We start from the raw sequence: 11,536 nt of genomic DNA on the forward strand, positions 1-11,536 counted from the left end.
ACCGGGTGAACCTCGGCGCGTCCCAGCCGTAGAGAGCGCCTCCTTGACCCTCCGCGCCGCCATCGCCGCCCTCCTCCTCTGTGCCGCGCCCGCCGCCGCGCAGACGCCCGATTACGCCCCTATCCGCACCGCCGAGGCCGCGCAGGCGGCGACGGCGCTGGCCGCCGCCACGCGGGACCTGTGCGGCCAGCGGATCGTGCTGCTGGGCGAGAACGGCTCCCATGGCGACGGCAAGACCGGCGCCTTCAAGGCCGATCTGGTGCGCAACCTGGTTGCCGAATGCGGCTTCGACGCCGTGGTGTTCGAGGCCAGCCTGTATGACTTCACCGCCCTGAACCGCGCCGTCCGCCGGGGCGACGCCACGCCCCAGATGCTGGTCTCGGCCATGGGCGGGCTGTGGAACCAGAACCGCGAGGTCCAGGACCTGATCGGCTTCCTGTTCGCCCAGGCCCGCGACGGCCGCGTGCTGCTGGCGGGCATGGATGACCAGCTGGGCTCGCGCGGCGCCTTCTACTCGCTGGAGACCATGCCGCTGGAGTTGGCCGCCTTCCTGCCGCTGGGCCGCCGCGAGGACTGCGCCGTCCGCCTGAAGCAGCGCATCTGGTCCCGCTACACGGCGGCGGATCCCTATGACGACGCCAGCCGCGCGGCTCTGCGCGCCTGCCTGTCCGAAATCGACGCCGTGGTCGCGACCGCCCGTCTCGACGATCCGAAGGACCGGGCGGAGTACCGGAGCCTGATCGCCGCGTTCGGCCGCGCGCTGGACCACGACACCCTCGGCCACCCCGGGCGCATCCACGCCCGCGACCGCGACATGGCCCGCAACGTCGAGGCCCTGGTCGACGCCCTGCCCGCCGACGCCAGGGTCGTGGTCTGGACCGCTAACAGCCACGCCGCCCGCGACGCCAGTACTCATGAGCTGTTCGGCGACCAGTCCAACATGGGCCACCTGCTGGACATCCGGTTCGGGACCGACCTGTTCGCCGTCGGCGTCACGGCGGCGGGCGGATCGTATCGCTACACGGTCCGGGAGGCCCGCCCGATCCCGGCCGCCGCGCCCGGGTCGCTGGAGGCCACGGCCCTCGCCGGCTCTTCGGCCGAGGTGGTCTGGGTCGGATCGGAGGCCCTGTCGGCCCTGCCGCCCGTGGCGGGCGCGGCCTTCGACCACAACCGACCGGTGACCGCGGAATGGGGCCATGTCTTCGACGGCCTGGTGGTCTTCCGCGCCGAGCGGCCGCCCTATCGCCTGGACGAGTAGGGTTTAGCGCCCCTCGCCGTTGCGCCAGCCGGCCTCGGCCATCCCCCGCACCGCCTCGCGCACATCCGCCGGCCAGCCGGCCACCGCCGCGTCGAAGGCGGTCCAGTCGCCCGCGAACAGCATGCGCGTGGCCTCCTCGTAGCCGGGCTTGTCGCCCGCCAGGGCGGTCATGAAGCGATAGGTCGCGTCCTTGGCCTTGCGCGCCCGGTCCGGCCCCTCGGCCTCCTTCAGCGCCGCCTCGACCAGTTTGCGCAGGGCCACCGAGGCGCCGCCGGGCTGGGCCGCCAGCCAGTCCCAGTGGCGCGGCAGCAGGGTGACCTCGCGCGGAGTGACGCCCAGTTTGGGGCGGCCCGGGCCGCGCTTCTCGGGCTCAGGCGCGGGCGCCAGCCGGGCCAGGGCGTCGGCGGCCGAGCCGCGCAGGTCCAGGTCGATGACCCGGCCCGTGGCAGCCTCGAAGACCAGCACCGCCTCCCCTGCCCCACTGGCCGCATGGATCGCCGCCATCGCCTCGCCCAGCGGCCCGCGGGCGATCAGGGTGTCGCCGGCGAAGGCGAGGACGGGCGTGTCGGCGGGCAGGGTCATGATTTCTCTTCTCAGGATGGCCTCAAGGATTTACCCGGATCAAACTGGAAGATCAATATCGCCCGGATATAATCATCGAGGACACGGCGCCGCACTCGCGTAATAAGGCCCGCGCCGGGCGGAACCCCGCCCCCGCTTCCGCGCTGTTCCGGAACGCCTCCCCGGCTCCCGCATCACAGAGAATGAAGACCATGACCGACCAACGCATCGAAGGCGCCGCCACCGAGATCAAGGGCAAGGTCCAGTCCGGCCTCGGCCGCCTGACCGGCGACAGCAAGCTCCAGGTCGACGGCGCCCTGAACGAGGTGAAGGGCAAGGCGCTGGACGCCTATGGCCGCGTCATCGACGGCCTGGACGGCCTCGTCGACAAGGCCCCGGCCGAGTACCAGGACAACGCCCGCAAGGGTCTGGACTTCGCCCGCCGCAAGCCTCTGCTGACCACCGGCATCGTGGCCGGCGTCCTGGTCCTGCTGGGCAGCCTCGGCGGCCGCCGCCGCTAACCGTTCTCGGCCGCCTGTGCGAACAGGCGGCCGATCTCGTCATTGACCGCGCCGGGGCCGTCCAGCTCGACGACGGCGCTCAGGCGCTCGGACCAGCTCTCCTTGCGCACGGCCTCGCTCAAGCGCGGCGAGAGCGCGGGGTCCAGCTTCAGGCCCAGCAGAGCCTTGCCGCCCTTGATCGGCCGGATCGCGGCGAACTGCACCGCCCGCGAGAAACTGGTGTAACCCTTGCGCTGGCCGGAGATGACGCCCTCGACCCCGGCGACCTTGCGCTCCAGCGCCTCGAGGATGGCCAGCGAGCGTGGCTCGGCCCACAGGGCGGCGCGCAACGCCTCGGCGTCGTCCCAGCCCATGGCGTCGTCCGGGCGGGCGGCGCTCAGGATGTGGGCCGCATGGTTCTGGCCGATGCCATAGGTCGCCTTCAACCAGGCCGCCTGGGCCTTGGGCCGGGTCTCGGGACAACCCTTCTTCAGGATATCGACCCAGACGGCGACCGGACGGCCGGTCTGCGCCTCGAAATTGGCCTCGACCGTGGCGAACCACTTCTTCTGACGCTCGGTCAGCACCGCATCGCCCATCTCAGCCTCCTGACAGCCAGCCGGCGAGGTTTGTCATGTACCGCCGGGTCTGACGCAAGGCCTCCGGATCCCGGATCATGGCGTCGCCCGGCGCCTCGCTGACGAAGCTGGGGCAGCCCGCGCGCGGGTCCCAATTGTAGTCGGCGAAGTGGTGGAAGGTGCTCTGGGCCAGGCCCCTGCCCTTGCCGTTTCCACCTTCGAAGGCAACGGCGATGTTGAACGGACGGCCGGTGACTTTGCTGGCGCCCGTGGCGATCACCCGCGCCTCGGCCACGCCCTCCGGCGCGCCGACGCCGCCCTCGTGCGGGTGGGCCGGCAGCCGGTCCAGCACCCCGCCGCCGGCGTCGCGCAGCAGCGGATGGATCTCGCCGACCGGGCGGATCGCCTGCCAGTCGCCGTTGGCGCCCGAGTGGTAGTTGGGGAAGTCGATATAGCCCGTCTCGACATCGTCGCGGGCGTTGCGGGCCGGATCGGGATCCAGGCTGCTGGAGTGGAAATAGTGGGCGTCGCCGACCCCGCCCAGGGTGCAGACGGATGACCCCAGGTCCATGTGGTCGCGGGTGATCATCAGCCCGCCGCCCCGCGCCCGGAAGGCGGCGATGGCGGCGCACTCCTCGGCGTTCAGCCCGTCGCCGGTGTCGACCGCGAACAGCCACAGCTGATCGTAGTCGCTGTCGGCCAGCCCGCCAATGACGGGGTCCGTCTGACCGCCCGGCGTGGCGCGATCCCGGGCCGTCACCTCCGCCCCCTCCAGCGAGGCGAGATGATCGCTCAGCCGTGAGAACCGCCCAGCATGCCAGTCGTCCTCGGTGAAGGGGATGGTGGTCTGCAGCAGGATCTTCGTCATGGCGCTCTCCCTGATCGCAGTGAACCTTCCGGCGGCGGCCTGCGCAATCCACGCCGTCCGCCGCCGGACAGACGAAGGGCCGCCGGTCCTGCGACCGACGGCCCTCCTCATTCCGTCCGCGACAGACCTCAGTCCGCCGCTTCGTCTTCCTTCACCTTGGCCGCGGCGCCGGTGGCCGGCGTCACGTCGAAGGCGATCTTGCCGTCCTTCAGCTCGACCTTCACATGTCCGCCGCGGGTCAGGCGGCCGAACAGGATGTCGTCGGCCAGCGGCTTCTTGATGTGCTCCTGGATCGTCCGGGCCAGCGGCCGGGCGCCGTAGAGTTCGTCGAAGCCGTTCTTGGCCAGCCAGTCGGCGGCTTCGTCGGTCAGCTCGATGGTGATGTTCCGATCGCCCAGCTGGTGTTCCAGCTGCATGACGAACTTGGACACCACCGACTTGATCGTGTTGGAATCCAGCGCCTTGAACGCCACGATGGCGTCCAGACGGTTGCGGAACTCCGGCGCGAACAGGCGTTGGATGGCCTTGTCGTCCTCACCCTCGACCTTGCCCCGGCCGAAGCCGATGGAGGCGCGGGCGTTGTCGGCGGCCCCGGCGTTGGTGGTCATGATCAGGATGGTGTTCCTGAAATCGACCTTCTTGCCGACCGCGTCGGTCAGCATGCCGTTGTCCATCACCTGCAGCAGGATGTTGTAGACGTCCGGGTGCGCCTTCTCGATCTCATCGAGCAACACCACCGAGTGCGGATGCTGGTCGACGGCGTCGGTCAGCAGGCCGCCCTGGTCATGGCCGACATAGCCCGGAGGGGCGCCGATCAAGCGGCTGACCGTGTGCCGCTCCATATACTCCGACATGTCGAAGCGCTGGAGTTCGATGCCCAGGGTGGACGCCAGTTGCTTGGCCACCTCGGTCTTGCCCACGCCCGTCGGGCCGGAGAACAGGAAGGCGCCGATGGGCTTCTGCGGATCGCGCAGACCCGCGCGGGCCAGCTTCATGGCCGCCGAGACCTGTTCGATCGCCGCTTCCTGACCGAAGACCACGCGGTTCAGATCGGTCTGAAGCTCGCGCAGGCTCTCGGTGTCGGACTTGGACACCGACTTGGCCGGGATGCGGGCCATCTTGGCGATGACGGCCTCGACCTCCTTCTGGCCGATGACCTTCTTCCGCTTCGACTCGGGCAGCAGCATCTGCGACGCCCCCGCCTCGTCGATCACGTCGATGGCTTTGTCGGGCAGCTTGCGGTCGGTCATGTAGCGGGCCGACAGCTCGACCGCCGAACGGATGGCGGCGTCGGTGTAGCGCAGCTTGTGGTGACCTTCGTAGCTGGTCTTCAACCCCTTCAGAATCTTGATCGTGTCATCGATGGTCGGCTCGTTGACGTCGATCTTCTGGAAGCGGCGGGCCAGCGCCCGGTCCTTTTCAAAGTGCTGGCGGTACTCCTTGTAGGTGGTCGAGCCCATGCAGCGCAGGCTGCCCGAGGCGAGCGCCGGCTTCAGCAGGTTGGACGCGTCCATCGCCCCGCCGCTGGTCGCGCCGGCGCCGATGACGGTGTGAATCTCGTCGATGAAGAGCACGGCGTTGTCGTGTGTCTCCAGCTCCTTGACCACCTGCTTGAGGCGTTCCTCGAAGTCGCCGCGGTAGCGGGTGCCGGCCAGCAGCGCGCCCATGTCGAGCGAGTAGATGGTGGCGCCCTCCAGAACGTCGGGGACCTCGTGGTTGACGATCTTGCGGGCCAGGCCTTCGGCGATGGCGGTCTTGCCGACGCCGGGGTCGCCGACCAGCAGCGGGTTGTTCTTGGTCCGGCGGCACAGGATCTGGATCGCCCGATCAACCTCGGCATGGCGGCCGATAAGCGGGTCGATCTTGCCCTTGCGGGCCTTCTCGTTGAGGTCGACGCAATAGGCCTCGAGCGCCTCTCCGCCGGTCTTGGCGGCGGCGGCGTCCTCGGCGTCCTCGGGGCTGGCGCCGCCGGTCTTGGCCGGACGGGTCTCGCCCGCCCCCGACTTCTTGGCGATGCCGTGGGCGATGAAGTTGACCGCGTCGTACCGCGTCATGTCCTGCTCCTGCAGGAAGTAGGCGGCATGGCTCTCGCGCTCGCTGAAGATGGCCACCAGCACGTTCGCGCCGGTGACTTCCTCGCGGCCCGAGGACTGGACATGGATCACCGCGCGCTGGATCACGCGCTGGAAGCCGGCGGTCGGCTTGGCGTCGTCGCCGTCCGAGGTCGCCAGGGCGGCCAGGTCGGTGTCGACGTACAGGGTCAGGGCGGTCTTCAGCGCCGTCAGGTCGACGTTGCAGGCCGTCATCACATTGGCGGCGTCGGGATCATCCACGAGGGCCAGCAGGAGATGCTCGAGCGTGGCGTACTCGTGCCGGCGCTCGTTGGCGTAGTGCACCGCGCGGTGCAGGGTCTCTTCGAGAGGACGGGAAAACGAAGGCATGGAGGTTCCTCTCAGTCCTTTTCCATCGTGCATTGAAGCGGGTGCTGGTGGCGGCGGGCGGTCTCGATCACCTGGGCGACCTTGGTTTCGGCCACCTCATAGGTGAAGACACCGCAGACCCCGACGCCATGCTGGTGCACATGCAGCATGATGCGGGTCGCGTCCTCGCGGCTCTTCTGGAAGAACCGCTCCAGCACGTAGATAACGAACTCCATCGGCGTGTAGTCGTCATTCAGGATCAGCACCCGATACAGCGAGGGCTTCTGAAGTTTCGGCCTTGTTTCGGTGATCGTCGCGGAGCCGGAGCCCTCGCCCTGATCGCCGATCTTGCGTGACGGCGGCATTCGTTGTCCGATTTTGGGGGAGTCGGATGGACAGATAGGGACTGTCCGCCGCTTTTGTAGATGCGTCCAGTAGGTCTTGCGCGCCTTCGACTACACGACTTGCTGACCAGAGCGCCGCCCCCGGCCTGACGGCCGCCCGACAGGTCGTTCGCGACGCGGCCGGGCCCACTGCAACGTTTCGAGGGCCAGATCATTTCGGTGAGCGAGCAATGCTTCCGTTCCCGAAAGGACACCTCGCATGACCGGCTCCCCCTCTATCGTTCTCGTCCACGGCTTCTGGGGCGGAGCCGCCCACTGGAGCAAGGTCATCCTGGAACTGTCCCGGCGGGGGCAGACGTCGCTTCAGGCGGTGGAACTGCCCCTGACCTCCCTGGCCGATGACGCCGAACGCGTCCGCAAGATGGTGGCGCAGCAGGACGGGCCGGTGCTTCTGGTCGGCCATTCCTACGGCGGCGCCGTGATCACCCAGGCCGGGAATCAGCCGAATGTGGCCGGGCTGGTCTACATCGCCGCCTTCGCGCCCGACGCGGGCGAGAGCCCCGGCGGAATCACCCAGCAGAAGCCGCCGGCCGCGGCGGCCAACCTGGCGCCGGACAGCGACGGCTATCTGTGGATCAAGCCGGACAAGTTCCATGAGAGCTTCTGTCAGGACCTGCCGGCCGACGAGGCGCTGGTGATGGCCGTCACCCAGAAGGCGCCCCTGGCCAGCGCCTTCGGCGACGCGATCACGGCCCCCGCCTGGCGCGCCAAGCCGTCCTGGTACCAGATCTCCAGCCAGGACCGGATGATCGCCCCGGCCAATCAGGAATGGATGTCGTCGCGCCTGAACGCCCGCAAGATCATCACCCTGGACGCCGGTCACGCCTCGCTGGCCTCCCACCCGAAAGAGGTCTCGGACCTGATCCTTGAGGCGGCTTCCGGGGTCTGAAGCGGCCCCCCTCCGCCCGTCCCGCATGACTGAAGTTTCACGGGACACCGGCGCGCGCGCGGCGCAGCTTTGGCGCGCCGTCAGTTGGGACGGCGGAGATCGCCGATGCTGCTGCCCGCCCTGTTCGCCGCCCTCGCCCTGACCCAGGCCGCCGCCCCTGCAGTCCCGGACCAGCCCGCGCTGACCCAGGCCCTCGCCGCGCGCGACCAGGCCCTGTTCCACGTCATGTTCGACGAATGCGACCCCGCGGCCCTGTCGGACCTCGTGACCGGCGATGTCGAATTCTACCACGACAAGGGCGGAGCGATGATCGGGCGGGCTGCGTTCGTGGAGGACTACCGCAAGAGCTGTGAGGCGAAACGCGCGCCGGACGCCTGGCGATCGCGCCGGGTGCTGGTCCCCGACAGCTTCAAGGTCCAGGCCATCCCCGGCTATGGCGCCGTCGCGGAGGGTGATCACCTGTTCTACGAACGGCAGGGCGAAGGCCCCCAGCGCCTCGTCGGCCGCGCCCGCTTCGCGATCCTGTGGAAGCTGGAGGCGGACGGCCAATGGCGCATGTCCCGCGCCCTCAGTCTCGACCACGCCGCCGCTTCCGAATGAAGGCGCCCCCGCCGATCAGGGCCGGGCGCCGCCCTGGTCGATGAGCCAGGCCGCCGCTCGCCGGACCGCCGCCAGCCGGCTCCGCTCGACACGATCAGCGGGAAACACCTCCAGCCTCACCGTCGGCTCCAACCCCACGCCTTCGACGGGCCGCCCTTCCGGCGTGACATAGACCTCGTTCGACAGGCCCAGACGCCAGCCGTTGGGCAGGGTCTTGTCCAGGACGTCCGAAAAGCCGCCGCGCGTCCTCTGTCCCATCTGCACGACCTGGGGAAACGCCCGCATCGAGAGCACCAGCACCTCGGCGGCGCTGAGGGTCACGTCGCTGGTCAGGACGGCGGTCGGCTTGAGATATTGTCGTGGCCCCGCCGGCGCGACATGGACCTGTTCGAGGCCGAGTTCCGGCGCGTTGTGGACCGACTTGGCGTAGACGATCCGTCTCTGGTCCGCGAACCGGCTGGCGACCAGCCGCGCCGCGGCGTCGGTTCCGCCGAGGTTCTGGGTCACATCGACGATCATGCCCCGCGCGCCCTGCATCGCGGCGATGGCCCGATCCAGTTCGGCGCCGAGCGCGGCCAGGTCGTCGTCCAGCCCCCCGGACGCGCCGAAGCCGCTCATCGCCGTCAGCCCGATGTAGCCCACGCCGCCGTCCAGCATGCCCCACATCATGCGCCCCTCGAACGCCTGACGGCGCCCGGCGCCCAGCGCGCGCCAGACGTCCTGGCTGTCCGCCTCGACCCAGGCCTTGTAGAAGGCCCCCGGCGTCTGCGCCCGCAGGCGCGCCGTGGGCTGGGCGTCGAGCGCCTGACGCAGATAGGTGAAGGTTTGCGGGCGGTTGAAGACCCGGCGGACCGGCTCGCCATCCACGCGGGCGTTCAGCGTCAGGTGCGGGTCGTCCAAGCCTTCCAACGCCCCGGCCAGCACCTCGAACAGGGCGCGATCGCCGTCCGCCGCCCTCGCCGCCGCGCGCCCCGCCTCGCCGCGCGCCGCCCAGTCGACGCCATGCAGGTCGAAGAAGGCGTAGTGGTCCCGCATCGTCGCCCAGAAGGCATCGAACACGGCCGCGGATGTGGTCGGGAACGGGGTCCGGCAGGCGGCCGGCAGTTCGGACAGCCGATCCAGGACGATCGCGGTCTCTTCCGCCGCCGGCGCATAGGCGATCCGATCGACCTCCACGCGGACATGCGGCATGGCCGACGGGAACCGGGCGCTGGCGTCGGGATCCGCCCAGCACAGACCGCCCGCCTCGTCGTAGATCGTGATCCCGCCGGGCGCGACGTCGGCGACATAGCCGTAGCCACGACTTCTCCAAACACCGATGGTGGCGGGATTGGGCCGGCCTTCGATCACCGACCGCTGAAGCGGCGCGGGGTCTGCGGACGCCGGATGCGCGATCGTCGCGCTGAGAAGGAAGGTGAGCATGACGGCAGGCTTCAGCACGGCGGCGTTCCATGACGGCGGATGTCCATCCCGCCCCTGCCGCCTTCGGGCCCAGCTGTCGTCCGATCCAACAGGCTCGGACATCCATCCGCGATGATGGCCCTGCCCAGCGGCCCCACGCTTCACCTCATCATCCTGTGCCTGCTGGTCGGGCATCAGGTCTTCGTGGCCGCCTTGCTGGCGGCGGGACGGGACGGCGACGCCCGGCGGCAGGCCGGCATTGTCCTGTTCCTGGGCCTCAACGTCTTCGCCGACCTGACCGTCGTCGCCCAGGCGCTGGGCGCCCCGCCGGTCTGGTCGGCCGCGCGGGTGATCTGCCTGTTCGGGTTCGGCCCGGCGCTGCTGGCCTATGCGCGCGCCATGACCGCGACGCCGCCCGCGCCGGATCGCCGGCTATGGCTCAAGCGCCTGGCGCCGGCGGGGCTGGCCGGGCTCTGCCTGACGCCGTTCCTGGCGCTGACTAGCCTCCCCCACGATCGCGCCCTGTCCGGACAGGATCCCCTTGCCCAGGCGGCGACGATCGGCGTCATGGCGGCCCTGCTGATCTTCTCGGCCAGCGGCGCCTTCTACCTTCTGGCGGTGCTGCGGCTGCTGCGGACCCATCTGGCCGGGCTGAAGGCCCTGTTCTCGAACATCGAGGACCAAACGCTGTCGTGGCTGCGCTGGATTCTGCTGATGCTGGCCGCCGCCTGGCTGATCGACCTGGCCGACACGCTTTGCGACATCCTGCTCGGCCATGCCTTGTTGAATGCGCTGGCCGCGGATCTGATCGAGGCGGCCTGGGTCTATCCGCTGACCTTCATGGCCCTGCGCCAGCGGTGGATGTCGGCGCCGTCCGGAGCAAAGACGGAGCCCGCGATCCGCGCGGTCGCCGACAGGCGCCGCTATGCCCGGTCAGCTCTCGGCCCCGAGGGCATGAAACGCATCGCATCGAAACTGGACAAGGCGATGCGCGACGGGCGTCTGTATCGGAACGCCGGGCTGACCCTGGTCGACCTTCAGACGGCGATCCGAACGCCGTCGAACCACATCTCCCAGACGCTCAACGTCTTCCTCGGTCAGACCTTCTTTGACTTCGTCAACGGCTGGCGGATCCGGGAAGCCTGCGGCCTTCTGGAGACGACGGACCTGTCCATCCTGGAGATCAGCGACGAGGTCGGCTTCCAGTCCCGCTCGACCTTCAACGCCGCGTTCCAGAAGCTTCAGGGCGTTGCGCCCTCAGCCTATCGGCAGAGCCACGGACCACGGGCCGGCGGCGACTGATCCGCAACGAAAAAGGCCCCGGCGTTTCCGCCGGGGCCCTCCGTACGCTTACTAAAAGACAGGTTCGCCTTAGCGGGCGGCCTGGAACTTTTCGACCGAGGCGGTGACGCGCTCGTTGATCGGCTTGAAACTGTCCTTGACCGAGGCGGTCAGAACGTCCGTCGCCTTGGTGACTTCAGCCAGATAGGCTTCGGTCGCCGTCTTGGCCCAGGCGGTCTGCAGCTCGAGCAGTTCCTGGATCGAACGGGCGGCGGTCAGCGACTGGGCGGCGGCGACGCCGTCTTCCCAGGACTTCTTGCCGTAGGCCAGCGAAGCGGCCGACAGGGTCTCGGCGCCCTTTTGGGCGGCCGTGGCCGAGGCGACGATGGCTTCGAGGTTCTTCTTGCCTTCGGCGTTCAGCTCGGCGAGGCCCGCGGCCGACTTGTCGGCGGCTTCACGGAAGGCCTTGGCGCCGGCAGCCTGGATCTTCTCGGCTTGAGCCGTAGCCTTCTCGGCCGAAGCCTTGACGTTGGCGGTGGCGGTTTCGACGGTCTTCTTCACGGTTTCGGCGCTGTCGGCCATGGAAGTCTCTCCTGAACCTTGGGCGGCGGGGGCCGCTGATTATTTTTCTCGCGTCGGGGGAGCCGTCGCGACGAGGCTCATATGGTGCAAGTGCGAAGAAGGGTCAAGAGAGATTGTGCACTGCACAAAACTTTCATGAACCGGCGTTCCTGCTACGGTTCACAAAGTTGTTGACGGCCTGTTTACCCTCATGA

The 11,536-nt window shown here is 69.1% G+C and carries 12 protein-coding genes; 5 read left to right on the forward strand and 7 right to left on the reverse strand.

Annotated features, from left to right (window positions below; translation table 11 throughout):
* The first annotated feature begins 43 nt into the window (after positions 1-43).
* Positions 44-1,258 carry an erythromycin esterase family protein gene (locus AC1RRF_RS07975; RefSeq protein WP_492833893.1) on the forward strand — a complete coding sequence of 405 codons (1,215 nt, stop codon included), beginning with the start codon at positions 44-46 and terminating at the stop codon, positions 1,256-1,258.
* A gap of 3 nt (positions 1,259-1,261) precedes the next feature.
* On the opposite strand, the gene AC1RRF_RS07980 is transcribed toward AC1RRF_RS07975, so the two are convergent.
* Entirely contained in the window at positions 1,262-1,840 is a 579-nt protein-coding gene (locus AC1RRF_RS07980; protein WP_492833894.1) for a DUF2239 family protein, read from the reverse strand.
* A gap of 191 nt (positions 1,841-2,031) precedes the next feature.
* On the opposite strand from AC1RRF_RS07980, the gene AC1RRF_RS07985 reads away from it, so the two are divergent.
* Positions 2,032-2,340 carry a CsbD family protein gene (locus AC1RRF_RS07985; RefSeq protein ID WP_492833895.1) on the forward strand — a complete coding sequence of 103 codons (309 nt, stop codon included), beginning with the start codon at positions 2,032-2,034 and terminating at the stop codon, positions 2,338-2,340.
* Here AC1RRF_RS07985 and AC1RRF_RS07990 read toward each other — a convergent pair.
* The 4 genes from AC1RRF_RS07990 to clpS all read right to left on the reverse strand — a co-directional run bounded on the left by AC1RRF_RS07990 (position 2,337) and on the right by clpS (position 6,550).
* On the reverse strand, positions 2,337-2,918 hold the full coding sequence (locus tag AC1RRF_RS07990) for a DUF4287 domain-containing protein (RefSeq protein WP_492833896.1): 582 nt from the start codon (positions 2,916-2,918) through the stop codon (positions 2,337-2,339). The genes AC1RRF_RS07985 and AC1RRF_RS07990 overlap by 4 nt on opposite strands.
* Position 2,919: 1 nt before the next feature.
* Complete coding sequence (locus tag AC1RRF_RS07995) at positions 2,920-3,765, reverse strand: hypothetical protein (RefSeq protein WP_492833897.1); 846 nt, start codon at positions 3,763-3,765, stop codon at positions 2,920-2,922.
* Positions 3,766-3,893: 128 nt separating this feature from the next.
* Positions 3,894-6,206 carry an ATP-dependent Clp protease ATP-binding subunit ClpA gene (gene clpA, locus AC1RRF_RS08000; protein WP_492833898.1) on the reverse strand — a complete coding sequence of 771 codons (2,313 nt, stop codon included), beginning with the start codon at positions 6,204-6,206 and terminating at the stop codon, positions 3,894-3,896.
* Between the two features lie 11 nt (positions 6,207-6,217).
* Entirely contained in the window at positions 6,218-6,550 is a 333-nt protein-coding gene (gene clpS / locus AC1RRF_RS08005) for an ATP-dependent Clp protease adapter ClpS (RefSeq protein ID WP_291840144.1), read from the reverse strand.
* Between the two features lie 238 nt (positions 6,551-6,788).
* On the opposite strand from clpS, the gene AC1RRF_RS08010 reads away from it, so the two are divergent.
* Together AC1RRF_RS08010 and AC1RRF_RS08015 are read left to right on the forward strand one after the other, a co-directional pair.
* Positions 6,789-7,478 carry an alpha/beta hydrolase gene (locus tag AC1RRF_RS08010; RefSeq protein ID WP_492833899.1) on the forward strand — a complete coding sequence of 230 codons (690 nt, stop codon included), beginning with the start codon at positions 6,789-6,791 and terminating at the stop codon, positions 7,476-7,478.
* A gap of 105 nt (positions 7,479-7,583) precedes the next feature.
* Positions 7,584-8,078: a nuclear transport factor 2 family protein gene (locus tag AC1RRF_RS08015; RefSeq protein WP_492833900.1), complete on the forward strand. Its 495-nt coding sequence runs from the start codon at positions 7,584-7,586 to the stop codon at positions 8,076-8,078.
* 15 nt (positions 8,079-8,093) lie between these two features.
* On the opposite strand, the gene AC1RRF_RS08020 is transcribed toward AC1RRF_RS08015, so the two are convergent.
* Positions 8,094-9,518 carry a S41 family peptidase gene (locus AC1RRF_RS08020; protein ID WP_492833901.1) on the reverse strand — a complete coding sequence of 475 codons (1,425 nt, stop codon included), beginning with the start codon at positions 9,516-9,518 and terminating at the stop codon, positions 8,094-8,096.
* Between the two features lie 93 nt (positions 9,519-9,611).
* Between AC1RRF_RS08020 and AC1RRF_RS08025 the strand changes: the two genes are divergently transcribed.
* Complete coding sequence (locus AC1RRF_RS08025; protein WP_492833902.1) at positions 9,612-10,781, forward strand: helix-turn-helix transcriptional regulator; 1,170 nt, start codon at positions 9,612-9,614, stop codon at positions 10,779-10,781.
* Positions 10,782-10,850: 69 nt separating this feature from the next.
* Here AC1RRF_RS08025 and AC1RRF_RS08030 read toward each other — a convergent pair whose 3' ends face one another.
* Positions 10,851-11,342 carry a phasin family protein gene (locus AC1RRF_RS08030; protein WP_492833903.1) on the reverse strand — a complete coding sequence of 164 codons (492 nt, stop codon included), beginning with the start codon at positions 11,340-11,342 and terminating at the stop codon, positions 10,851-10,853.
* Positions 11,343-11,536 lie beyond the last annotated feature (194 nt).

This window comes from Brevundimonas sp. GW821-FHT12C05, assembly GCF_058807475.1.

Bases quoted from the DNA above. Each gene is read 5' to 3' on its own strand.
- AC1RRF_RS08010 (WP_492833899.1), top strand. From the start codon at position 6,789: ATGACCGGCTCCCCCTCTATCGTTCTCGTCCACGGCTTCTGGGGCGGA.
- AC1RRF_RS08015 (WP_492833900.1), top strand. From the start codon at position 7,584: ATGCTGCTGCCCGCCCTGTTCGCCGCCCTCGCCCTGACCCAGGCCGCC.
- AC1RRF_RS07995 (WP_492833897.1), bottom strand. From the start codon at position 3,765: ATGACGAAGATCCTGCTGCAGACCACCATCCCCTTCACCGAGGACGAC.
- AC1RRF_RS08025 (WP_492833902.1), top strand. From the start codon at position 9,612: ATGATGGCCCTGCCCAGCGGCCCCACGCTTCACCTCATCATCCTGTGC.
- AC1RRF_RS07985 (WP_492833895.1), top strand. From the start codon at position 2,032: ATGACCGACCAACGCATCGAAGGCGCCGCCACCGAGATCAAGGGCAAG.
- AC1RRF_RS07990 (WP_492833896.1), bottom strand. From the start codon at position 2,918: ATGGGCGATGCGGTGCTGACCGAGCGTCAGAAGAAGTGGTTCGCCACG.
- clpA (WP_492833898.1), bottom strand. From the start codon at position 6,206: ATGCCTTCGTTTTCCCGTCCTCTCGAAGAGACCCTGCACCGCGCGGTG.
- AC1RRF_RS08030 (WP_492833903.1), bottom strand. From the start codon at position 11,342: ATGGCCGACAGCGCCGAAACCGTGAAGAAGACCGTCGAAACCGCCACC.
- clpS (WP_291840144.1), bottom strand. From the start codon at position 6,550: ATGCCGCCGTCACGCAAGATCGGCGATCAGGGCGAGGGCTCCGGCTCC.
- AC1RRF_RS07980 (WP_492833894.1), bottom strand. From the start codon at position 1,840: ATGACCCTGCCCGCCGACACGCCCGTCCTCGCCTTCGCCGGCGACACC.